The organism is Azospirillum sp. (genome assembly GCF_050789165.1).
The window spans coordinates 41,389-64,125 of sequence record NZ_JBOZRT010000159.1 but is presented as its reverse complement, the minus strand read 5'-3'; the positions used below and the strand labels follow the sequence as shown (position 1 = coordinate 64,125).

The following is a 22,737-nucleotide window of genomic DNA, read 5'->3' as shown; positions in this document are numbered from 1 at the left end:
CGGCTCCTCACCGGACCTGGTTGAGGAGACCGGCGCCGTCGGTCACGATACGCGCCTCCGGCCCGATGCCCGCCGACACCAGGACCGTGTTGCCGTCCACCGGCTGCATGCGCACCGGCCGGGCCACGAACCGCTGTGGGGACTCGTGCTCCCACACCAGCGGTTGGCCGTTCGGCCCGCGGACCACACTCTGGCGCGGCAGAACGATGCCGGACATCGTGCCCTGGATCTGCGCGACGATGCGCACCGGCTGGCCGACGCTCAGCCCCTGGGGCGGGGTGTTGATCTGGAAGAGCAGCGGGATGGCCTGCTGGCGCAGCGCCAGGCTGTGGCCGAGGTGCTCCAGGGTCAGGGTGACGCCATCGGCGGTGGTGGCCGTCGCGCCGTGGACGGTGTTGGCCACGCGGGGGTCGAAGGCGACGGCCTCGACCATCAGCCGCGCGGGATCGACGATCTCGAACAGCACTTGGTCACGGCCCTCGACGACCTGTCCGACCTTGACGTTGTTCGCGGTCACGATGCCCGAGATGGGCGCGCGCAGGGCCTCCTTGGTGGTCAGGGTCGGTGACAGGGCCGCCCGGCGCCTGCGCAAGCCGTTCAGATTGGCCTCGGCCTCCTCGATGTCGCGTTGGGGGACGCTCCCCTCCAGCTTCCTCAGGCGTTGGACGCGGGATTCGGCGATGACGAGCTCCTGCTCGACCGTGGCGATCTGCTGCTGGATGCCGCTCCGGTCGATGATGGTCACCGCGGGAGCGATGTAGGCGAGGACCTGCCCCGCCTCGACCCGCTGGCCGACGAAGGGCAGCCCCTTGTCGCCCGGCTCGATGCGGCCGGTCTGCGTCGCCTGGACGTGGCCGCCGCCGTTCGGGTCGGCGACGATCTGGCCGATCAGCTGCACGGTCTGCGCGGCCTCCTGCGGCTTGGCGACCGTCGTGCGCACCGCCAGCAGGCGCTGTGACGGCTTCGGCACGTACAGGCTGCCGTCCGGCAGGCGGCGCGGGCTCTCTGACGCGCCCGTGGGCGCCATCGGCGCGGCCGCTGCGGGAGCCTTGCCCTTGTTGTCCTGGCTGTGGTCCTCGTCGCCGTGCGCGAAGGCGGCACCGCTGGCCAGCAACAGGCCGAGCCCAATCAGGGCCGCCCCGGCGGCCGTGCGCGTGCGCCCGCGCTGGGTCAAGGCGACCGTGGTCAGCACGCCGAGCAGGAAGACCATGGCGGCGCCGAGCAGCAGGCCGGAGTCCTGGCGAACCCGCCCGAGCACGTCGGCGACGCCGTTGCCGGTTCCGATGACCGGGCCGGCGGCCAAGGTTACCGGGATTTCCAGGCTTCCGATCAGCAGGTCGGACGCATCGGCCGCGGTGATCGAGACGGTCAAGTCGTGTGCACCGGGCTTCGACAGCCATCCGGCTTCGAGCCGGTACACCCCGTCGTCACCGGGCACCGGCGCGGCGGTGACGGCCTCACCGTCGGCAGCGACCTCCACGGTGGCGCCGTTTACCGGCTCGTTGGTGGCGAAGCGGTCCAGGTGGACGAGCAGGTGCCTGCCCTGGACGACCGCCACGAGCTCGAAATCCGACGAGGACGTCTCCAGGGTGGGGGCGGCTGTCGTGACGACCGGCTTCGGCTCCTCGCCGCCGTGCGCGTGCCCTTCGTGAGCCAGGGCGGGAAAGGCGACCGGCGCGGCGACGCCCGCGGCGATCGCGACCGCGGCGACAAGGCGTCGGATGGTCATGGCAGAACTCCAAGGGACTGGTTCAGGCGGGCGCGGGCGGCGCCGACCTGGACTTCGGCGGTGGCGCGGGCGAGGTCGGCCTCGAAAGCCGTCTCCTGGGCGCGCACGAACTCGACGAGGCTGATCTCGCCGCCTCTCCGCGCGCGCTCGACGTTCGAGAGGCGAGCCCGGAGGGCGGCGGCGCGGTCGCGGGCGATCGACTGGCGTTCGGTCGCCGTCTGGTAGGCCAGACGGGCCCGGCGGATCTCCGCTTCGATGGTGCGCGCCGCGTTGGCCTGCTCGGCCTCGGACCGGACGACTTCGGTCATGGCCTCGGCCCGCTTGGGCGCGTTCACCGCCTCGACCGAGAACGGGATGCGGACCGACATGCCCATGACGGTGTCGTACCGTTCGCCGCGAACATCACGCTCGCGCCGCGCCATCAACCCGACCTCGGGGTTGTCGCGCGTGGTCAAGTCCACCAGCTGCCGCTGGGCCTGCGCGGCCCGCACGCCCAGCTGCGCCGCCAGGAGGGACGGGTGCCGGTCGAGCGGCGGGTTGCCGATGTCCGGCTCAGGAGCGGCCTTTGGGGGCCCCATGCCGGTCAGGGTCCGGAACGCTTGGCGCGCGTCCTCCAGCGCCAGTTCCTCGTCGCGCACGTCCGCGGCCACGGCCAGCGCCTCGGCGCGGGCCAGCTGAAGGTCGGCCTCGGAGGTCTCACCGGCCGCCGACGTCCTCCGGGTATCGGACTCCAGCTGACGCGCGACCTTCAGGCGCTGACGGGCGAGCTCGGCGCGCCGTTCGGCGAGCGCCACCTGCCACATGGCCGTCCGGACTTCCCCGGCGACCGCCAGCTGGCGGGCGGCGATCTCGGCGTCGGTGCGCGCCAGCAGCGCGTCGGCGGCGCGGATGGTGGCCGTTCCCTGGCCGGGCAGCCAGAGCGGAACGCCGAGCTCGGCCTCGTACTCGCGCCGCCCGACGTTCCGGCTCAGGTAGTCCGTGGTGTGCCGCAGCGTGACCGCCGGAGCGGCCGGAACCAGCGACGTCCCGGCACCCCGCTGGGCGGTGGCCACGGCCCGCCGCGCCTCCAGGCTCTTGACCTCCGGGTTCAGCCGCCAAGCGCCCTCGACCGCGTCGCGCAGCGTCTGCGCACCGGCCGGGAGCGCCAGCAGGCACACGGCAATGGTCGTTGCCGCCGCCTGCTTCATGAGCTTCAAACCGACATCACGCACCGAACGCCCCTCCCACTCTGGGGTGGTTCGGCCCTTGGGATGAGAGATGCGGCATCCAACCCGGCGTGACCGCGGCGTAGCGCCCATACATCAGCACCAGCAGCGGGAACACCGCGAGCGTCAGGACGGTCGGCCATTGGAGCAGGACGAGAAGCGGAAGCGCGTCGAGCACGTGGTCGACGTGGAAGAGCGGCAGGTACACGGCCGCCAGGGCGACCGCGCCGAGGCAGGCCAGTCCGGTCCAGGTCCGGTACCAGGGCGTGCACGCTTGCGGCTCGGGGGTTTGATGGGTGTGTTCGTGGTGCGTCATGGCCGCCTCCTCACATCATGCCCATGGGGCCGGTGAGCAGCTTGTCCGCGAGCTTCTTCTGCTCGTCGGTCAGTACGGCGTAGAGCGGCTTTGCGGCCGCCTCGAGCGCCTTCACGGCGTCAAGGCGCATGCCCAGCATCTTCTGCTGCACAGCCAAGCGATCCGGCCAAGAGGACGGCATGCCGCCCTTGGTCATCTGCTCGTGCACCGCCTGATGGGCCTTGGCGTTCGCCCGCAGGGTGTCAGCGAAGGCGTTCCACGGCGCCGTCTGGGCGTCGGTGATCTTGAGTTCCGCCTTGAGGAAGGCGATGCGACCTTCGACGTGCTCGAAGGGCAAGCCCATCGCGCCCTGCTGCCCCATCATCATCTGGCGCATCATGGACATCATGCCGGACTGCCCGTCCTGCTGGCCCATCATGCTGCCCATCATCGAGCGCATCTGGTCCATGTTCATCATCATCATGCCAGGCTGGCCGCCCTGCGCCTGGGTGCCGGGCTGGACGACCATGCCGCTGCCCATGCCCTGTCCCATCATCGGCGCGTTGCCAGGCGTGCCGGGCTTCGCGCCCGGGGCCGGCTGCGTGGGAGCTGGGATCGGGGCCGGAACGGGCTGGGCCTGCGCCGTCGGCGCCGCGCCGTCGGGATGATGCGCGTTGTGGTCCTGGTCGGTGGTGGTCTGGGCCTGGGCGACCGACATCATGGCGGCGAGCGCGAAGGCCGGGAGCATCGTGCGGGTGAGAGACGACATGGCGTCCTCCATCGGATCATCTGGTTCGAGCCTTCCCCGGACGGACTCCACGCGGGAGCGCCGGGGACGCGAAAGCCAAGCGCACGAGGTCCGAAACCGGCGTCCTTCGCCGAGCCAAGGCTCAGGTCGGGCGCGGACGGACTCGTGGCGTCAGATGATCAGAGCGGGGGACGCAGGGCCGGGTCGATGCCGATGCCGTCCGGCGTGGCCAGGGCAGGCAGATGGAGGGAGGCGTTCAGGCGCGGGATGAACGTCTCGACCACCACCGCGGGAAGGCCGCTGTGCATGGTGGCGCACTGGGCGACGCTACAGCAGACTCCGTCGTCGAGCAGTCCAAGGTCCTTGCAGGGACCCTGCTCGTGCTCATGGTCAGCGACCGCGGTGACGGCATCGCCATGAGCATTGACCAGAACGTGCTCGTGTGGTGCCTGGGGATGATGCGGGAGAAGACTGGCGTGGCTCGGTGCGGCATAGACGAGCAGCGTGGCCAGCGTCAGCAGGCTCACCACCACCCTCCTCACCGTCGACCGCGTCCCGCGCCACATGGCGATTGCCTCATCCTCGATGGAGGTCGTGCGGCACCGGAGTGCTCACTGCCCTCTCTTAGAAACCTAGGACCATTCCCCGGTCTCTGCAACCGTCCTTGCCCGGGTTCCGGGGAGTGGTGCGGCATCCCGCCACTCACTCCTTCGACGTCGCCGCAAGGGTTGCTGGATCACCATCCACCTTCCAGTCGCTGGAAGGTCAAGGGCCAAAATCAGCAGAGCCGACACCGGTGATGGACACCGATCCGCCGCACGCTCTCTACGTGGCACAATCGCCTCGGCTCTCAACCCCCGCAGCGACGCCGGACTGAAAAAGTTCTTTGATCTCATTTCCTTGCTACAGGCCTGAGCGACGCAACTTGGGCAGCCAGAGCCATTCCGGCGCTTCCCTGTGACCGCTGCCGGAGAGTCCGCACGGAATCGACGCCTTGGTCGCCGAGAACCGGGAGAATCACTGACTCTGAAGGGTCATCGGTTGACGCCGATCAATGTCCTGACCTAGGCTGTGGGTTATGGTCGAGATGACCTGGGAAGTCCTGGGTCGTTCATGACGACGGCAGACATGAAGCGGTTGGGCCACATCTTCGCCGTTCTGGCGTTCGCCTTCGCGCTCCTGACGGGCGCGGCGGGCGGAGCCATGGCGCATGTGGACGCTCATGGCGGCGCGATGGACCACCATGGGTCCCGCCATGCACCGGTGCCATCGGCACCGTCCCAACACGACCATCACAAGGCTGCCCTCGCCGTCGCCGCGACGTGCTGCCCGGCGGCCGAGGCTCCGGCGAAGCACGTCATCACCCTCTCGGTGACGACGGTCGAGACGTCCTGGCATCCGCGGCCGGACTACGCCCCGGACGCCCGGGACATCACCCCGGACACGCCCCCTCCGAAGTCCAGCCTCTGATCGGCCGAGCCTTCTGACGTTCGCGTCGGGAGTCCGGCCATGCGCCGCGTTCGCGCGGTGCCGCACGTGATTCCGACCACGCGATCAGAGGACTCTCACAATGTCTGAGAGGCATTTCACAACCCGTCGCGGCTTCATCGCCGGACTGGGCTTCGGCGCCGTCTCCCTGTACGGCGCCTGGGCGGCCTACGGGGCCGCACCGCTCCCCTTCGGCGGCAAGACGGCCGCTGCCCCCGAACCCGACGCTCATGGCGGCAGCCACGGCGGACATGGCGCCGCGGAGGCGCCCGCCGAGACCGGTGGCCATGGAGGCCACGGCGCGTCCGCGGGGATGGCGCCCGAGGAGTTCCGCTTCGAGCACGACTATTTCGTCCAGCGCTACACCCAGCCGGACGGCGGCGTGAACCCGCACGTGAGCGAGGACGCGCACAGCCACGCCGCCGAGGGGAATGACCACAGCCACGCCGCCGGTGGTGAGCCGGTCGACGTCTACCTGATGGCCCAGAAGTTCGCCTACAGCCCCGACGTCCTGAGGCTGAAGGCAGGTGTGCCGTACCGGTTCCGCATGATGGCGGACGACATCACGCACGGCGCCTCGATCCAGCTGGGCTCCGCCAGCCGCATCATCCGCCTGCGCCCGAACACGGTCACCGAGCAGGTCATCACCTTCACCAAGCCGGGCGAGTACCTGGTGTACTGCACCGTCTACTGCGGCCAGGCGCACGACGCCATGCAGGGCCGCATCGTCGTCGCGTGACCCGGGGAGGACCCATCATGGATGCCATTTCGACGAACTTCGCCCCGGGTGCTTCGACCTCGCGCCTGACGGGGCGCATCAAGACCCTGCCAACGCCTGACAAGGCCCTCCTCAAGCTGCTGTTCGGCGCCGCTCTGCTGGCGCTGGCGCTGGGTTTGGCCGGTGGCTTCGTGACCGCGCTGGCCCGCGCCGGTGCGCTCACCTTCTTCCCGGACGACGCTTACCGCATCCTGACCCTGCACGGCGTGTCGGTGTTCTTCTACTGGCTGTACCTGATCCAGGCGGCGCTCCTGCTGGTGCTGGCGGCGGTCGAGAACGGCCGCGGGCTGGCGCTACGTCCGTTCGCCTGGCTCGGCGCCGCCCTGATGCTGGCGGGCTTCGGTGTGAGCGAGTGGATCTCGTACACCGGCACGCCGCTGCTGTACGACGGCAGCCCTGAGCTCGCGGCAGACGACCCGCGCTCGGTCGGGTTCTTCGCGCTCGGCTACCTGCTGCTCTCCGGTGGCCTCGTGGCCTCGGCCGTGAGCGGCATCGCCACGGTGCTCCAGCCCCGGCTGCGCGGCGAGGCGAACGAGTTCACCGCCGTCGGCTTCGCCCTGTTCGCCTGGGCGGGCTTCCTGGTGGTCAGCGCCATCGCGGCCACCAACGCTTTCCTGCCGGGCGTGCTGTGGGCGCTCGGCGCGGGGCCATTCCCGGCCGACCACGGGACGGAATGGCACATCCTGTTCCACAACCTGCACTACCTGCCGCTGATGGCGACGGTGCTGGTGTGGTACGTGCTGACCGAACACCTGACCGGCGTGAAGTCCATCCACGGCGCGCGCCTGTCGAAGGTCGTCTTCGCCACCTACCTGGTCTTCGTGCCGCCCACCTCGCTCTACCACATGTTCCTGGAGCCGAACCTGTCGGAAGGCGTGCGGGTGGTCGGCTCGCTGTTGTCGCTGTTCGTCTCGGTGCCGACGCTCGCGGCCTTCGCGATCATTGCGTCGTCGCTGGAAGCCAGCGCGCGGGCGCGTGGCGCGGCCGGCTTCTTCGGCTGGATGCGCGGGTTGCCGTGGGACAACCCGGCCATGGCGAACACCGTTTGGGCGGCGGTGAACATGATGATCGGCATCACCTTCGCCTTCGTCCTGATCCAGGGCGAGCTGGCGCCGATGTTGAGCGATACGTTCTTCGTCCCCGGCTACTTCCACTTCTTCGCGGTCGGCGTCCTCACCCAGACCTTCCTGGCGGCCATGATGGTGATGCTTCCGGCACTCGGCGGCGGCGCGCTGTGGCGTCCGGCTGTGCTGAGGCGCATGCCGGCCATCGTCACCATCGGTCTGGTCATCTTCGGCGCCGCGGGCATTGCGGCGGGCTTCATGGGCGTGCCGCGCCGTGTGTTCGACGTCAGCTACGGCGGCATGGCCCCGGCAGCATGGCCGGTGCTGATGGCGCTGGTCGGCGTCGGTGCCACCGTCTTCGCCGCCGCCATCTCGGTCACCGTCTATGGCGTCGTCCGCACCCTGCTGTCGCGCCGCTCGCCGGTCGCGGCCGAGGCGCCGGTGGTTGACTGGCAGACCGGGGCACGCGGTGTCGGTGCGGCGCCCGCGTGGACCGGGCCGGTGTCGGTCGCGGCTCTGGTCGCCGCCATGTACGTCTTCACCATCGTCGCGTTCCAGCTGATCCAGTCCCTGCCGATCATCGCCATCGGCGGCGGCCATGGCCACTGAGCGCAGGAGATCCGTTATGAAGAACGATGAACTCTGGCTGACCCTGGCGATCGTCGCCGTGTGGGCGGTTCTGGCCGCCGTCTACGCCTTCGTCCCCAGCCTCGGCATGCCCGGCTACGTCCGGGTCTGGGGCGGCGGCGCCATCGTGTTCCTGGTGCTCGCCGGAATGCTGACCGCCGTCGGCCGGAAGGCTCGTAAGGGCTGATCGGCGCCGGAAACGGACTTCGGCCCCATCACCGTCAGCCGGTGGTGGGGCCGAAGTCACGGCTCGAAAGGGATGGAGCGGGCTGCTGGACTCGAACCAACCTGGCCAGCCGGGAAGCCGGTGCCCAACCTCTGGACCAAACCCGCGTCACACTCAGGATCTTGCATCGCCTGGGCAGCCGCTCTCAACGATGCAGACGAGGCGCCTCGTTCGTCCGAGGGCTGGCCTTCGGCCCTACCGCCCCTGCCGAGAAGACGTGGCGCACGCATAACGCCTACGCTCAGCACGTCACCATACCTTCCGCGCCAAGCGTCGACCGCCTCCGGGCGGCCGACGTCTTTCCGGGCGTCAGACCAAGGTGCGCGAGATGGCGTGGACGGCCTTCATACCGGTCCCGAAACGGACAGGAGAACGCGGGCCGGGCGAGCTGGGCGCGGACCTCTTCCTCACGGCCATTCGGCGCGACCAGGAACATCGACCTCGAAGGCGGCCGCGACGTGCGCCTTCCCACGGTCGAGCCACAGCACGTTGATGAGACGATCTATTCTCCAGAAATCATGCTGTTGCGCTTCAAACGTGAGACCATCTCCCCGCCTTCGCGGGGATGACGGCAAAGGGCTCTCACCCCATCTCCTCCAGCGCCAGCGGGCGCTGGACCACCAAACGAAAGCGCCCGCGCCCGGTCTTCTCCAGACGCAGGACCTCGCAGCGCTCGGCCAGCCGGCGTTGCAGCAGGATCAGCCGCGCCTCCAGGTTCTCCGACGCCTCGGGCAGGCGGATGCACGGGGCCAGCCGCAGTTCGCGGTTGGAGAACTCGGTGCGGGCGTGCTGGGCGTGCTGGCGCACCAGCCACCAGAGGATCGCCCCGGCCACCCCCTTGATGAGGTACTGGTGGTCGACGAACACGCTGTCGTCGGCGGCGTGGTGGTGCAGCCGCGCCGGCGCGCCGCTGGGTTCGGCCGCCGCAGCGCCCTCCGGCGCCGGCTCGACCGCCGGGGACTGCCGCACGGTGTGGATCATGGCGCCGAGCGCCGCCGTGACCGTCGCCAGCGCGTCCTCGTCGTCGTAGCAGAAGCGCATCGCCTCCGGGCTCTCGGCGAACAGCACCCCGATCAGGTCCCCACCCGCGAGGATCGGCACCGCGAGCTGGCTGTGCGGGGCGGCGAGGCCGGGGAACGGGATCTCCCGCGCGTCGCCGGCCCTGCCCGCCTCCAGGCTGCTGTCGCGCGCGGCGCGGCCGTAGGCGTAGTCGGAGGTGGCGTGGGTGATGCGGATCGCCGTGCGCTCGCGCGCCGCCACGCCGATCACCCCGTCGCCCAGCGCGATCTCCGACCCGATGCCCGATGCGCGGTAGCCCAGGCTGGCGACGGTGTAGAGCCGCCCGCCGGCCGCGTCGGCCATCAGCACCATGGCGTGGTCGATCCCGAAGAGGGCGCGCAGGTCGGTGACCGTGCGGTCCAGCAACTCCTCCAGGTCGGTGCAGGCGGACAGCCGCTCGCAGCAGCGCCGCGTCGCCGCCAGCAGGCTGCGCGTGCGCACCGGCGCCGGCAGCGTGGCGCCCGGCACCGCCTCGATCCCCAGCACCTCGAACACGTCGGCGCCCAGCAGGCGGAAGACGCCGGCCATGCCGGTGTGCGAGGCGATGCCGGCGAGCTTCGCCTTCATGCTCTCGAACAGCGGCCCGGCGGTCTCGGTGCGCAGGTAGCGCACGCGCATGCGGTACTGCGCGACCGTCTCCGGGTCGATCAGCTGCAGCGTGGCGTGGGGGTTCGCCAGGATGTTCCGCCGCGTCTTGTTGAAGAACTGGTAGGACAGCGCGACGTGCGTCGGGTCCATGTAGTGGACCTGCGACAGCAGCGAGACGTTGGGCACCCCCTCGCGGTCGGTGGTGGCGATGGCGGCGGGGATGACGCCTTCCAGACAGGGGCGGATCGCGTCCAGGCTGATGGCGGGGCTGCTGTCGGGGCTCATGGCTGCACCGGGTCTCCCGCCCGCGGGCCGGGCGTCTGGTCGAAGGCGGCCTCCGGCGTGAAGGTCACCGCCGCGAGGTCGCGCGGGTCGTGCGCCATCAGCGTCCGCGAGAACGCCGCGCTGAAGCCGATCAGCCCGACGTCGCGGGTGAAGCCGGCGACGTGGTGCGCCACCGCAGGACCGGCCCCCTCCCCGGCCAGGACCACCGCCGCATCCCGGCCCTTCAACTGGACCGAATGGTGGGTGCTGGGCTTGGTGACCACCAGGGCGGCCAACCCGCTCTCCATCACCGCCGCCAGCAGAGCGGCGTTCGGCGTCCTTGCGAGGTAGACGGTCAGGCGCCCGCCATCGGACGACACCTCGCAGGCGAGCGCCCGGCCGAGCGTCGGCCACCCGGCCGCGTCCCGACACGCGAGCGTGAGGCTGACGTCGCCTTGCAAGAAGGCGATCAGCGCCGGGCTGAGGCTCCGCGTCTGGTCCACCATGCGCACCCTGATCGTATGCAGACCTCAGAATACCCCCATCCGGCGCGCTTTGCTCGTGGGCTGTTGGACAGGGCGGCTTGCCGTGACGGACGAAGCGGTGTCCACTCGGGGGAGCAGGAAAGAGGAGGGGCGGCGATGCGCGTCATGGAGATCCGCGGCGACTGGTCGGTGGACCACATCGTCGAAGCGCAGCGTCCGGAGCCCGTGCCGGGGCCGACTCAGATCCTGCTGCGCATGAAGGCGGCGACGCTGAACTACCGCGACCATGTGCTGGTCCGGCGCGGCTATGGCAACCGCAGCGGCGCGCTGCCGCTGGTGCCGGTGTCCGACGGCGTGGGCGAGGTGGTGGCGGTCGGAGCGGCGGTGACGCGTTTCAAGCCCGGCGACCGCGCCTGCCCGACCTTCTTCCAGGACTGGGTCAGCGGCCCGTTCCGCGACGGCTGGTGGCGCTCGCAGCTCGGCGGGCCGCGCGACGGCGTGATGCAGGAGTTCATGGCGGTCGAGGAACACGCGGCCGTCCGTGTGCCCGATTTCCTCTCCAACCTGGAGGCCGCCGCCCTGCCCTGCGCCGCGGTGACGGCGTGGAGCGCGGTGGTGGCGCAGAACCCGGTGAAGGCCGGCGACGTCGTCGTGGTGCAGGGCACCGGCGGGGTGTCACTGTTCGCGCTGCAGTTCGCCAAGATGCAGGGGGCGCGGGTGATCGCGCTCTCCTCCAGCGACGCCAAGCTGGAGCGGGCCCGGGCGCTCGGCGCCGACCACCTCGTCAACTACCGCGCCGAGCCGGAGTGGGGCCGCACCGTCCGTGCGCTGACCGACGGCGCGGGGGCCGACCACGTGGTGGAGGTGGGCGGCGCCGGCACGCTGGCGCAATCGGTCCGCGCCGTGCGCGGCGCCGGCACCATCAGCCTGATCGGCGTGCTGGGCGGCGCCGCGGCCGAGGTCGGCCTGGGCCACGTGGTGACGCAGAACATCCGCCTGCAGGGCGTCACGGTTGGCAGCCGCGACGCCTTCGAGGACATGCTGCGCGCCATCACCCTGCACCGGATGCGGCCGGTCATCGACGAGACGGTCTACGCGTTCGAGGAGGTCGCCGAGGCGATCCGCCGCCTGCCCGAGGGCGGGCACATCGGCAAGGTGGGCGTGGCGTTTTCGTAGCCGCTTACGGCCCACCGGCCAGCAGCGGCGTCGCGTCGTCCTTCAGGCCGACACCGGTGAGCTTCAGCCGGCGTGCCTCCGTCATCAGCCAAGCCAGCTTGTGGGCGGCCGTCGCGTAGTCCAGCCCGTCGGGCGGACGGATGTTGGACAAGCAGTTGCGCTCGGCGTCCACGAGACCGGGGCGCGGCGCCCAGCTCAGGTAGGCGCCCAAACTGTCGGCGGAGGTCAGGCCCGGCCGCTCGCCGATCAGCACCGCCACCATCGCAGCGCCCAGGTGCTGGCCGATGGGGTCGCCGATGGCGACTCGCCCCTGCGAGACGATCACCACCGGCGCCACGCTCCAGCCCGGCAGCCGCTCCAGCACGGCGTTCACCGTGCTGGCGGCGTGGGCATGCACCGCGGTGGCCGACAGACCGTCGGCGATCACGAAGGCCACGTCGTAGGCCCCGGGGCTCAGCTTTTCCTCGTCCTCCTCCGCGAGCAGGCGGCCGAGGTCGGGGCGTTGCAGGTAGATGGCGCGGTCGGCGGCGCGGCTGCGCACCCGGATGACCGGGCGGCCCTCCAGGCCGGCCTCCACCAGCGCCGGGTCGAACGGCGTGTGCACGGCGTCGCGCGCCCGCGCGTGCGCCGCCTGGAACTCCAGCAGCGCCGTGGTCGGCAGCCCGTCGCCGCAACGCCCCAGCCCGATGCGCGCCCGCGTCGCCTGCCGCAACCGCGTCCAGGGATCGCTCATGCCGCCTCCCCACCCAGGAAACGCAGCAGCGCCGGGCTGGACGGCGGCAGTTCCTTGACGCGGCCGTCGTCGCCCAGCATGCCCATGCCCTCCAGCCACGCCTCGAACTCCGGCGCCGGGCGCAGGTTCAGAGCCGAGCGCAGGTACAGCGCGTCGTGGTAGGAGGTGCTCTGGTAGTTCAGCATCACGTCATCGGCGCCCGGCACGCCCATGATGAAGTTCACCCCCGCCACGCCCAGCAGGGTGAGCAGACTGTCCATGTCGTCCTGGTCGGCCTCGGCGTGGTTGGTGTAGCAGACGTCCATGCCCATCGGCAGGCCGAGCAGCTTGCCGCAGAAATGGTCCTCCAGCCCGGCACGGGCGATCTGCTTGCCGTCGTACAGGTACTCCGGCCCGATGAAGCCGACCACGCTGTTGACCAGCAGCGGCTTGAACGCGCGGGCCACCGCGTAGGCGCGCGCCTCCAGCGTCTGCTGGTCCACCCCGTGGTGCGCGTCGGCCGACAGCGCCGAGCCCTGGCCGGTCTCGAAGTACATGACGTTGTCGCCGACCGTGCCGCGCTTCAGCGACAGCGCCGCCTCGCGGCCCTCCTTCAGGACGGCGAGGTCGATGCCGAAGGCGCGGTTGGCCGCCTCGGTGCCGGCGATGGACTGGAAGACGAGGTCCACCGGCGCGCCGCGCTCGATGATGGCGATGGTGTTGGTGACGTGGGTGAGCACGCAGCTCTGCGTCGGGATGGCGTAGCGCTGGCGGACGCCGTCCACCAGATGCAGGAGATCCGTGCAGCCCTGCAGGCTGTCCGCCGCCGGGTTGATGCCGATCACCGCGTCGCCGCACCCCATCAGCAGCCCGTCGAGGATCGCCGCGGCCACCCCCTGCGGGTCGTCGGTGGGGTGGTTCGGCTGGATGCGCACCGACAGCCGCCCCGGCAGCCCCAGCGTGTCGCGGAACGCCGTCACCACGCGGATCCTGCGCGCCACCGCGATCAGGTCCTGGTTGCGCATCAGCTTCGACACCGCCGCCGCCATCTCCGGGGTCAGCCCCGGCGCCAGGGCGGCCAGCGCGGCGCCGTCGGCGGCGTCGGACAGCAGCCAGTCGCGGAACTGCCCCACCGTCATCGCCTTCACCGGCGCGAAGGCCGCGGCGTCGTGCGTGTCGAGGATCAACCGCGTCACCGCGTCGTCCTCGTAGGGGACCGCCGGCTCCTCCAGGAAGACCGTGAGCGGCAGGTCGGCGAGCACGAGGCGGGCCGCCACCCGCCGCTCGTCGCTGTCCGCCGCCAGCCCGGCCAGCGCGTCGCCCGAACGGTGCGGGCCGGCGCAGGCGAGCACCGCCTTCAGATCGGCGAAGGCGTGGCGGGTGTGGCCGAGCGTGGCGGCGTAGGGCATGGGCCGACTCCTACCGGCGACGCCAGCGCTGGAAGCGCGCCAGCCCGAAGCGCCGCACCAGCAGGTCGATCCCGCGCACCGCGGCCGAGGTGTAGACGATCACCATCGCCATGGCGGCGGCGGACGCGATGTTCCCGGCATCGTCGATGCTGATCACCGCCACCGACGCCGTCTTGGTGTCGGGCGTGTAGAGGAAGATCAGCGAGGACGCGGTGGTCAGCGCGGTGGCGAACAGGTAGACGAAGATGTCGAGGATGGTCGGCAGGCACACCGGCACCGTCACCAGGACGAAGGTGCGCCAGAACGGCACCTTGAGCGAGGCGGACACCGCCTCGTACTCGCCGTCCACCTGCTTCAGGATGGTGGACGCCGACAGGTGCGCGACCGTGTAGTAGTGCGCCAGCGTGTTGATCACCAGGATCGCCATCGTCCCCATCAGGAAGCCCAGCGGGTTGGCCGGGTGGTTGAAGAAGAAGATGTAGGCAATGCCCAGCACCAGCCCCGGCACCGCCAGCGGCAGCAGGGCCAGCACGCCGATGGCGTGGCGCAGCAGCGGCAGGCTGCGCCCCTTCTCCACCAGATAGGCCCCGCCGAACACCACCGCCGTGCCGATCACCGCGACGCTGGACGCCATCACCAGACTGTTGGTGTAGCTCGTCCAGCCCGAGGAATCGACCAGCGAGAAGTCGTAGTTCGACAGGGACAGCGTCAGGTCGTACGGCCACAATTTGATGAAGGACGCGAAGGCCGAGGTGCCCAGCATCGTGGCGATGGCCAGCGCGATGACCGAGCAGAGCGCGAAGAACACGAGGTCGCGCCCCTTCTGCGGCTGCGGCGCCAGCAGCACCGAGCGGGCGGAGAGCTGCGCCTTCTGCCGCTTCTGCACATGCCGGGTGACGAGGAAGGACAGCAGCGCCGGCATCAACAGCACGAGGCCGACCACCGCCCCCATGGGGAAGTTCTTCTGGCCGATGACCTGCTTGTAGACGTCGGTCGCCAGCACGTTGAAGCGCCCGCCGACCACCTTGGCCACGCCGAAGTCAGTCAGCGCCAGCGTGAAGGCGACCACCGCCGCGCTGACCAGGCCGTAGCGCACGCCGGGCAGCGTCACCGTCCAGAAGGTGCGCCAGCGGCTGGTGCCCAGCGCGTCGGCGGCCTCGTACAGGCGCGCGTCGGCCATGGACAGCGCGGTGACCAGGATCAGCAGCACGTGCGGGAAGGTGTAGTAGACCTCGCCCATGATGATGCCGATCGGGCCGTAGATGGAGTTGCCGAACAGCAGCCCCTTGGCGAAGCCCTTGTTGCCGAACAGGTAGACCAGCGAGATCGCCGGCAGCATCGACGGCGACAGGATCGGCGTGATCGCCATCGCCTTCAGCACGCCGCGCAGCGGCATGCAGGTGCGCGTCAGCCCATAGGCGAAGACGAAGCCCAGCGTCACGGTGATGACCGTGCTGGCCGAGGCCACGAACAGGCTGTTCCAGATCGACTGGGTCAGCGACGGCGTCGAGAAGTAGGCGGCGAAGTTGGCCAGCCCGACGAACTCCCCCGCGCGGTTCTCGAACGCCTTGACGAACAGCGCCAGCAACGGCAGCGCCACCGCGACGACGAGGAACGCCCCCACCGCCAGGATGCCGCCGGCCATGATCCAGTCCTCGCGGCCCATGCTCAGGCGCAGGCGGCGCGGCGTGCGGGCGGCCGGGGCGAGGGAGGGGATGCGGACGGACTGGCTCATGCCGCGGCCTCGGCGAGCACCTCGGGGAACACCTGGGCGACGCCGTCCGGCACCAGCGCGTCGACCACCGCCCCTTCGGCCAGAGCCAGCGCGCCGCCCAGCCCCGGCGGCACGTCGGCGACGAGGCGGCGGCAGCCCAGCGCCTCCACCGACAGGGTGACGCGCCAGAAGCTGCCGCAGAACTCCACGTCGGTGACCTGCGCGGCGTGGCCGCCGGCGCCGGCCGGGCGCAGTTCCACCTGCTCCGGCCGCAGGCAGACCTGCACCGGCTCGTCCGGCGTACCGGCCTGCACGCCAACGCCGGGACGCAGCGGCACGCCGTTGACCGCCACCGTGCCGTCGGCGCGCAGCCGGCCGGGCAGGAAGTTGCTCTGGCCGACGAAGGCGGCGGCGAAGGCGGTGCGCGGCGTGCGGTACAGTTCGGTCGGCGTGCCGACCTGCTCGATCACGCCGCGGTTCATCAGCACGATGCGGTCGGACAGCGTCAGCGCCTCCTCCTGGTCGTGCGTCACCATGATGGTGGTGATGCCGAGGCGCCTGTGAACCTCCTTGATCTCCCGGCGCAGGAACTGCCGCACCTGGGCGTCGAGCGCCGACAGCGGCTCGTCCAGCAGCAGCAGCCCCGGCGACAGCGCCAGCGCGCGGGCCAGTGCCACGCGCTGCTGCTGTCCCCCGGAGAGCTGCGACGGATACTTGTGAAGGTGCTCGTACAGGTGCACCAGCGTGGCGAGCCGTTCGACCCGCGCGCGGATCTCGTGCCCCGGCACCCGGCGGTTCTTCAGGCCGTAGCCGATGTTCTCCGCCGCCGTCAGGTTGGGGAACAGCGCGTAGGACTGGAACACGATGCCGAAGTCGCGCTGCGCCGGCGGCAGGCGGGAGATGTCGCGCCCGCCCTGCTCGATCCGGCCGGAATTCTGCGGATCCAGCCCGGCGATGGCGCGCAGCAGCGTCGTCTTTCCGCAGCCCGAGGGGCCGAGGAAGCAGACGAACTCCCCCTTGCGGATGCTGAGGCTGACGTCGCGCAGCGCGTGGAAGGTGCCGAAATGCTTCGAGATGGTCTGCAGCCGGAGATAAACCGGCGGTTCCAGGGCTGGCTCCTGGGGGGACGGGGCCGTCATGCTCGCCTGCCTGCTCGCGGGATGGAACGAAGGACCGTCCGGGCGGGACGCCGATGGCCCCGCCCGGCCGTCGCGCTCAGGTCTTCGGTTCGGACTTGGCGTTGTAGCGCTTCGACCACTCCGCCAGGATGCGGTCGCGGTTCGCCGCCGCCCAGTTGAAGTCGTAGGACTTCATCATCTGGTCCTCGGCGTTGGGCGGGTAGTTGGGGATGTCCCGTTTCACGCCGGGATAGGCGGTGACGGCGTAGAAGGCGTTGTACGCCTCGTTGGCCTTCCTGGTGACCGCCCAGTCCGCCAGCGTCTTGGCGGCATCGAGGTTCTTGGTGCCCTTGACGATGGCGGTCGCCTCCATCTCCCAGCCCGACCCCTCGGTGGGCAGGATGATCTCCAGCGGCGCGCCCTTGGTCTTCAGGCTGGCGCCGGTGTACTCGATGGAGATGCCCAGCGTGTACTCGCCCTGCGCCGCCATGCGGCACGGCTTGGAGCCGGAATGGGTGTAGACGGCGATGTTCTCGTTCAGCGCGTCCATGTACTTCCAGCCGGCCTCCTCGCCCATCTGCTGCAGCCAGCCGGAGACGGCGAGGTAGCCGGTGCCGGACGACGCCGGGTTCGGCATCACCAGCTTGCCCTTGTAGACCGGCTTGACGAGGTCGGCCCAGGTGGCCGGGGCCGGCATCTTCTCGCGCGCCGCCTCGGCGGTGTTGTAGCAGACGGCGCCCAGCCACGCGTCCATGCCCACCCAGGTCGGCGGCGCCTTCTGGTCCCTGAAGTTGGCCTTCAGCTTGTCGTAGCCCTTGGGGGCGTAGGGTTCCAGCATGCCGCCCTGGTCGAGGATCATCAGGCTCGACGCCGCCACGCCCCAGATGATGTCGGCCTGCGGGTTGTCCTTCTCGGCCAGCAGGCGGGCGGTGATGACGCCGGTGGAATCGCGCACCCAGCGCAGCTCGATGCCGGGGTTGTCCGCCTCGAACGCCTTCTTGTAGGGCTCCAGCTGTTCGTTCTCCAGCGCCGTGTAGACGGTCAGCTTTGTCGCCGCCGATGCCGGGAGGGACGCAGCAATCATCGTAAAAGCGGCCGAAACAGTCAAAGCAACGGCGTGGCTGTGACGCAGCATTTCTCTAACCCTCCATTTGGTTCCGTCATCGGCGTCATGACGATGTTCCGCCAGTCTCTTGGCGTCGCCTTTCAAGAACTATGCCTTATCCGGACTCCTTGAAAATCAAAAGCCTGATTGGGTGAAACTTTTATGACTGATTATTTCGGCGTCAGTCGCCCGCCGCCCTGATGAAATTTTCCGCAGCGGCGCGCGGCCCGACGCCGGCCACGTCGCGCACGCCGGCGCGCAGCAGCGCCTTCACCGTCTCCGGCTCGGCGCTGCGGTCGGTGACCAGCGTATCGACCCGCCCGCACGGGCAGATCTGCGCCCGGCTGCCGATCCCCAGCTTCGACCCGTCGGCCAGCATCATCACGCTGTGTGCATGGCGGATCATGGCGGCGGCGACCTCCGCCTCGGCGATCTCGAAGTCCATGGCGCCCTGCTGCGGGTGCAGGCCCACCGGGGACAGCACGGCGACGTCCAGCTGGAAGCGCGCGATCTCCGCCAGCGTGCGCGCGCCCAGCGTCGCCGGCACCTCGCGCGCCAGTTCGCCGCCCAGCAAGTGCGCGCCGCCCGCGGCGGACCCGCGCAGCGCCATCGCCACGTCGATGGAGTTGGTCACCACCGTCACGTCGGGCACCTGGGCCAGCTGCTCGGCGAACAGCGCGGTGGTGGTGCCGGCGTCGATGAAGCAGCTCTGCCCCGGCCGGAACAGCGCGGCGGCGGCGCGGGCGATCTCCTGCTTCTGCGGGCGGTTGCGGGTGAGGCGCGCGGTGAACGGCTCCTCCGCCGCCGCGGCCGGCAGCATGGCGCCGCCGTGCACCCGCATCAGTTCCCCCGCCGCCTCAAGCTCCAGCAGGTCGCGCCGCACCGTCTCGCGCGAGACGGACAGCTCGCGGGCGATCTCCTCCGTCGTCACGCGGGTGCGGGCGTGGAGGAGGTTGCGGATGCGCTGGTGGCGGTCCTGCGCCCACATGGGCAACTCCGACCTAGGTCGCGGGCGTGTGTTCTTTTGTGGAGATTTGCATATGTGTGGATTTCCGTCTAGCCTTTCCGCACGACCTCACCGAAAGGACGATCCCATGACCGACGCCCCGCTCGATGCGTTCGCCGCCTTCGCCGACAGCCTGGCCGAGCGGACGCGGCCGGTGATCGACCGCTTCTTCCGCCAGCCGCTGTCGGTGGAGGAGAAGGGTGACGGCTCCCCCGTCACCATCGCCGACCGCGCGGTCGAGGAGATGCTGCGCGCCGCCATCCGCGAGCGCTTCCCCGACCACGGCATCCTCGGCGAGGAGTACGGGCGGCAGGACATGGGCCGTCGCTTCGTCTGGGTGATCGACCCCATCGACGGCACCAAGAGCTTCATCACCGGCCTGCCGCTGTTCGGCACGCTGCTGGCGCTGCTCGACGAGGGGCGGCCGGTGCTGGGCGTGGTGGAGATCCAGCCGTTGCGCGAGCGCTGGGTGGGCGTCGCCGGCCGCGGCACGACGCTGAACGGCCGGCCCTGCCGGACCCGCGCCTGCACGCGGCTGGAGGACGCGGTGCTCTACGCCACCACCCCCGACATCTTCGCGGGCGCCGACGCGGAGGCGTTCGCGCGGGTGAGCGCCAAGGCGCGGCTGCGCCGCTTCGGCGGCGACTGCTACGCCTACGCGCTGGTGGCGACGGGCACGGTGGACGCGGTGGTGGAAGTCGGCCTGCAGCCCTACGACTACCTGCCGCTGGTCGCGGTGATCGAGGGGGCCGGCGGCGTCATCACCGACTGGCAGGGCCGCCCGCCCGGCATCGACTCCGACGGCCGCATCGTCGCCGCGGCGACGCCGGAGCTGCACCGGGCGATCCTGGAGGCGTTGTGACGGCGCCGCATCAGCGGCCCGGCACCGGCGTACGCTCGGGATGCGCTGGCCTGTCCGCCGCCACGTTGCCGACGCTGGACATCCGCGTCAGCACCTCCAGGGCGATGGACGCGTTGATGGACGCAGAGGTCGGCAGCGTCGGCGGATGGAAGGCTACGGGCTTCGCCGAAGCTGCCTTGCCCTTCGTGGTGGCCTTGGCCGCCTTCGCCTCCTCCTCCAGGGTCTGCAACGCCTTGGCGGCGCCGCGGGGGCCGGGCGCGTCCTTCTGCTGCGAGACGTACGCGTCGGCCTGCTCCGCCAAAGCCGTCTTGTATTCCGCCAGCGAGCCGTACAGCACGGTCTCGGTGCCCGTCGGGGCGTAGCCGAACCGGTTGCTGCCGTACATGGCGAAGTAGAACTGCTGGTCGCTCTCCGAGACCTTGTTGAGCGCCTTCAGCATGTATTCGTATCCCGAGAACGCCTCGCCCACCTCGTCCCGGCGGATGATCTCGGGCAGGAAGCTGTTCTGCGCGTCCGCCACGCGCTGCTCCGCAGCCCAGAGCTTGGGCAGGATGCCGGAGGACTCCCAGTTCCTCATGATGGCAAAGCGCGTCGGACCCATGTCCCCCGCTTCCGAGAGGTAGCGGTTCACCGTCGTGAAGGCCTTCGCCTGATCCAGCAGCGGCGTCCGCCCGCTGTTGTCGTTGATGACCGACAGCGCCGAGGCAAGCTCGGCGTTGGTCGGCCGCTGGTAGCCCGGCGTTTTCTCCGGCCACGTCCAATCGACCGGACCGAGCGACGACCCGGTCTCCGGCGGCCCGGTCTCCGGCGGCGGCCCGAAGGCCGCAGCATGCGCTTCGGCCCTGGCGGTCCAGGAATCGCTCTCCTGGGACGTCGTCACCAGACCGAGAAGGTCGAGCGTCCGCTGATCGCCCGCCGCCTGCGCCACGGCCCCGATGACCTTGAGCGTGCGGTGATTGTCGCTCTCGACCTGCTCCCCGGCGCGCGGCTCCCGCGCCAGCTCCTCGCGGATCTTTTCGGTGTAGGCGGGATCGGCCAACGCAACGCCGAGTTCCCGCATAATGCCGATGCGCGCCGTCAGGTTGGCGCGGTAGGACTCGGCGGACGCAAAGGCCTCCGGGGCTCCATCGGGAGATTGCCGCACCGAACCGCTGTAGAGGTTCTTCGCGGCCAGGAACGTCTGCTGGTCGTCGGCCGACAAGGCATCGAACGTCTTCAGCGTGCTCTGCAACGACTCGGGCGTGAAGCCGAATTGGGTCGTCCGCGCGCGTGTCTCCACGGTGCTGAAGACGTCTTGCAGACGCTGCGCGTACGCGGAGTCCAGAAAGGCCGCGACGACGCCGGACGCTTCCGCGCGCTTTTCATCGGTGTCGAAATTCGCGCTGTCCGCCACCATCGCGCTGAGCGCCTTGTAGGACGCGATCTGGTCAGCGACCGCGGTCCGGCCGCTGGTGTCGTTGAGCGCGGCCAGCGCGTTCCCGACCTCCTGCGATCCCCAGACGGTCGATGGGGCGGAGGTCCGCTGCGCCGAAGCACTCAGCATCGCCTGCGCCGTCGCGGAGAGCGTGACCGTGTCGATAATGGCCGCGCTGTCCCGGATGGTCGCCCTCGGCGATGGCACGGGCGAAGGTGTCGGCTGCGCCGCGACGGCCGACCTGGAAATCGACTGAATGTGCATGGCGTCCGCGAGCCTTTTGCCTGCTTGCCCCACCGATCACACGGTTCGGAACGTGGCCGATGGGTGACCACGAAACCTCACCACAGGTGGATCTAATCGTAAAGATATTCCCTCGTGCGTGGAGCGCACATGTGTGAGTTTGTCGCGCGGGCGATGTGCCTGCGTTTTTTCATAGATTTCATCCATGCAGCCATAGACAGAATGGATTTGATTTATGGAAGCCCGCGCGGTGCAATCACCTCACCGTTCGACAGGGAGACCCCGATGCAGGAACCCTATCTGCTGACACCCGGCCCGCTGACCACCTCGCGCACCGTCAAGGAGGCGATGCTGCGCGACTGGGGCTCGCGCGACGGCGCCTTCATCGCGCTCAACACCCGCATCCGTGCGCGGCTGGCGGAGCTGGCGGGTGCCACGGGCACGCACGTCGCGGTGCCCATGCAGGGATCCGGCACCTTCGCGGTGGAGGCGATGATCGGCACGCTGGTGCCGCGCGGGGGCAAGCTGCTGGTGCTGGTCAACGGCGCCTACGGCAAGCGCATGGTCCGCATGGCCGAGGTGATCGGGCGCGCGGTGACGGCCATCGAGGCGGCGGAGGACCAGCCGGTGGACGTCGGTGCGCTCGACCGCGCGCTGTCCGCCGACCCGGCGATCAGCCACGTGGCGGTGGTCCATTGCGAAACCACGTCGGGCATCCTCAACCCGGTCGGCGACGTGGCGGTGGTGGTGGCGCGGCACGGCCGGCGGCTGCTGATCGATTCCATGAGCGCCTTCGGCGCCCTGCCGCTGGACGCCGCCGCCATCCCGTTCGAGGCGGTCGCCGCGTCGTCCAACAAGTGCCTGGAGGGCGCGCCCGGCATGGGCTTCGTCATCGTCCGCAGCGACGCGCTGGCGGCGGCCAAGGGGAACGCGCATTCGCTCAGCCTCGACCTGCACGACCAGTGGAAGGGCTTCGAGGCCAACGCGCAGTGGCGCTTCACCCCGCCCACCCACGTGCTGGCCGCCTTCGGGCAGGCGATCGACGAGCACGCGGCCGAGGGCGGCGTCGAGGGCCGCGGCGCGCGCTACGCCGCCAATTGCCGGATCCTGGTGGAGGGCATGCGGGCGCTCGGCTTCCGCACGCTGCTGCCGGACGGGCTGCAGGCGCCGATCATCGTCACCTTCCGCATGCCGGCCGACCCGGCCTTCGTCTTCGAGAGCTTCTACGACCGGCTGCGCGACAAGGGCTTCGTCATCTACCCCGGCAAGCTGACGGTCGCCGACAGCTTCCGCATCGGCTGCATCGGCCGGCTGGGCGCCGCGGAGATGGAGGCGGCGCTGGCCGCCATCCGCGCGACGCTGGACGAGATGGGGGTGCGCTCCGGCGCACCGGCGTAACGCACTCCTTACACACGGATCGGT

At 70.3% G+C, this 22,737-nt stretch carries 21 protein-coding genes and 1 tRNA gene; 7 read left to right on the top strand and 15 right to left on the bottom strand.

All coding sequences use genetic code 11. The features are described 5' to 3' along the window. Nucleotides 1–7: 7 nt before the first annotated feature. From ACRWK7_RS33745 to ACRWK7_RS33725, 5 genes are all read right to left on the bottom strand, one after another. A complete protein-coding gene (locus ACRWK7_RS33745) occupies nt 8–1,558 on the bottom strand; it encodes an efflux RND transporter periplasmic adaptor subunit (RefSeq protein ID WP_431862001.1) in 1,551 nt (516 codons plus the stop codon). 167 nt (nt 1,559–1,725) lie between these two features. Next, nucleotides 1,726–2,940, bottom strand: coding sequence for a TolC family protein (locus ACRWK7_RS33740; protein ID WP_431862000.1), 1,215 nt, complete (start codon nt 2,938–2,940; stop codon nt 1,726–1,728). Then, the gene (locus ACRWK7_RS33735; RefSeq protein WP_431861999.1) at nt 2,933–3,250 is read right to left on the bottom strand and encodes a hypothetical protein; all 318 of its coding nucleotides are present in this window, start codon (nt 3,248–3,250) and stop codon (nt 2,933–2,935) included. The genes ACRWK7_RS33740 and ACRWK7_RS33735 overlap by 8 nt, the downstream gene beginning before the upstream one ends. A gap of 10 nt (nt 3,251–3,260) precedes the next feature. Beyond that, on the bottom strand, nt 3,261–3,998 hold the full coding sequence (locus tag ACRWK7_RS33730) for a Spy/CpxP family protein refolding chaperone (RefSeq protein WP_431861997.1): 738 nt from the start codon (nt 3,996–3,998) through the stop codon (nt 3,261–3,263). 158 nt (nt 3,999–4,156) lie between these two features. Then, nucleotides 4,157–4,504, bottom strand: a complete 348-nt coding sequence (locus tag ACRWK7_RS33725) for a hypothetical protein (protein WP_431861996.1) — start codon at nt 4,502–4,504, stop codon at nt 4,157–4,159. A 586-nt stretch (nt 4,505–5,090) separates the two neighbouring features. Here ACRWK7_RS33725 and ACRWK7_RS33720 point away from each other — a divergent pair. The 4 genes from ACRWK7_RS33720 (at nt 5,091) to ACRWK7_RS33705 (ending at nt 8,121) form a co-directional block, all read left to right on the top strand. Further along, a complete protein-coding gene (locus tag ACRWK7_RS33720; RefSeq protein ID WP_431861994.1) occupies nt 5,091–5,447 on the top strand; it encodes a hypothetical protein in 357 nt (118 codons plus the stop codon). A 100-nt stretch (nt 5,448–5,547) separates the two neighbouring features. Further along, nucleotides 5,548–6,204, top strand: coding sequence for a hypothetical protein (locus tag ACRWK7_RS33715; RefSeq protein ID WP_431861993.1), 657 nt, complete (start codon nt 5,548–5,550; stop codon nt 6,202–6,204). A gap of 17 nt (nt 6,205–6,221) precedes the next feature. Further along, nucleotides 6,222–7,916 (top strand): cbb3-type cytochrome c oxidase subunit I, encoded by a 1,695-nt coding sequence (locus ACRWK7_RS33710; protein ID WP_431861992.1) that lies wholly within the window; start codon nt 6,222–6,224, stop codon nt 7,914–7,916. Between the two features lie 16 nt (nt 7,917–7,932). Next, complete coding sequence (locus ACRWK7_RS33705; protein WP_431861991.1) at nt 7,933–8,121, top strand: hypothetical protein; 189 nt, start codon at nt 7,933–7,935, stop codon at nt 8,119–8,121. A 73-nt stretch (nt 8,122–8,194) separates the two neighbouring features. Here ACRWK7_RS33705 and ACRWK7_RS33700 read toward each other — a convergent pair. The 3 genes from ACRWK7_RS33700 to ACRWK7_RS33690 form a co-directional block, all read right to left on the bottom strand. Then, a tRNA-OTHER gene (locus ACRWK7_RS33700) sits at nt 8,195–8,267 on the bottom strand. Between the two features lie 475 nt (nt 8,268–8,742). After that, nucleotides 8,743–10,092: a GAF domain-containing protein gene (locus ACRWK7_RS33695; protein WP_431861989.1), complete on the bottom strand. Its 1,350-nt coding sequence runs from the start codon at nt 10,090–10,092 to the stop codon at nt 8,743–8,745. Next, a complete protein-coding gene (locus tag ACRWK7_RS33690) occupies nt 10,089–10,577 on the bottom strand; it encodes a hypothetical protein (protein WP_431861988.1) in 489 nt (162 codons plus the stop codon). Before ACRWK7_RS33690 ends, ACRWK7_RS33695 begins: the two co-directional genes overlap by 4 nt. Before the next feature lie 135 nt (nt 10,578–10,712). On the opposite strand from ACRWK7_RS33690, the gene ACRWK7_RS33685 reads away from it, so the two are divergent. Beyond that, nucleotides 10,713–11,732 (top strand): zinc-dependent alcohol dehydrogenase family protein, encoded by a 1,020-nt coding sequence (locus ACRWK7_RS33685; protein WP_431861987.1) that lies wholly within the window; start codon nt 10,713–10,715, stop codon nt 11,730–11,732. A 4-nt stretch (nt 11,733–11,736) separates the two neighbouring features. Here the strand turns inward: ACRWK7_RS33685 and eutC are convergent, their stop codons facing one another. From eutC to ACRWK7_RS33655, 6 genes are all read right to left on the bottom strand, one after another. Beyond that, the gene (eutC, locus tag ACRWK7_RS33680; RefSeq protein ID WP_431861986.1) at nt 11,737–12,465 is read right to left on the bottom strand and encodes an ethanolamine ammonia-lyase subunit EutC; all 729 of its coding nucleotides are present in this window, start codon (nt 12,463–12,465) and stop codon (nt 11,737–11,739) included. Continuing rightward, entirely contained in the window at nt 12,462–13,853 is a 1,392-nt protein-coding gene (locus ACRWK7_RS33675) for an ethanolamine ammonia-lyase subunit EutB (protein WP_431861985.1), read from the bottom strand. The genes eutC and ACRWK7_RS33675 overlap by 4 nt, the downstream gene beginning before the upstream one ends. A gap of 10 nt (nt 13,854–13,863) precedes the next feature. Next, complete coding sequence (locus ACRWK7_RS33670; RefSeq protein WP_431861984.1) at nt 13,864–15,588, bottom strand: putative 2-aminoethylphosphonate ABC transporter permease subunit; 1,725 nt, start codon at nt 15,586–15,588, stop codon at nt 13,864–13,866. Next, nucleotides 15,585–16,706, bottom strand: coding sequence for a putative 2-aminoethylphosphonate ABC transporter ATP-binding protein (locus ACRWK7_RS33665; RefSeq protein WP_431861983.1), 1,122 nt, complete (start codon nt 16,704–16,706; stop codon nt 15,585–15,587). The genes ACRWK7_RS33670 and ACRWK7_RS33665 overlap by 4 nt, the downstream gene beginning before the upstream one ends. A gap of 76 nt (nt 16,707–16,782) precedes the next feature. After that, entirely contained in the window at nt 16,783–17,820 is a 1,038-nt protein-coding gene (locus ACRWK7_RS33660; RefSeq protein WP_431861982.1) for a putative 2-aminoethylphosphonate ABC transporter substrate-binding protein, read from the bottom strand. Between the two features lie 151 nt (nt 17,821–17,971). After that, nucleotides 17,972–18,778, bottom strand: coding sequence for a DeoR/GlpR family DNA-binding transcription regulator (locus ACRWK7_RS33655; protein ID WP_431861981.1), 807 nt, complete (start codon nt 18,776–18,778; stop codon nt 17,972–17,974). Between the two features lie 106 nt (nt 18,779–18,884). On the opposite strand from ACRWK7_RS33655, the gene hisN reads away from it, so the two are divergent. Next, complete coding sequence (hisN, locus tag ACRWK7_RS33650) at nt 18,885–19,658, top strand: histidinol-phosphatase (RefSeq protein ID WP_431861980.1); 774 nt, start codon at nt 18,885–18,887, stop codon at nt 19,656–19,658. A 10-nt stretch (nt 19,659–19,668) separates the two neighbouring features. Here the strand turns inward: hisN and ACRWK7_RS33645 are convergent, their stop codons facing one another. Further along, a complete protein-coding gene (locus tag ACRWK7_RS33645) occupies nt 19,669–21,201 on the bottom strand; it encodes a hypothetical protein (RefSeq protein ID WP_431861979.1) in 1,533 nt (510 codons plus the stop codon). 399 nt (nt 21,202–21,600) lie between these two features. Between ACRWK7_RS33645 and ACRWK7_RS33640 the strand changes: the two genes are divergently transcribed. Then, on the top strand, nt 21,601–22,713 hold the full coding sequence (locus ACRWK7_RS33640) for a 2-aminoethylphosphonate--pyruvate transaminase (protein ID WP_431861977.1): 1,113 nt from the start codon (nt 21,601–21,603) through the stop codon (nt 22,711–22,713). Nucleotides 22,714–22,737: the final 24 nt, after the last annotated feature.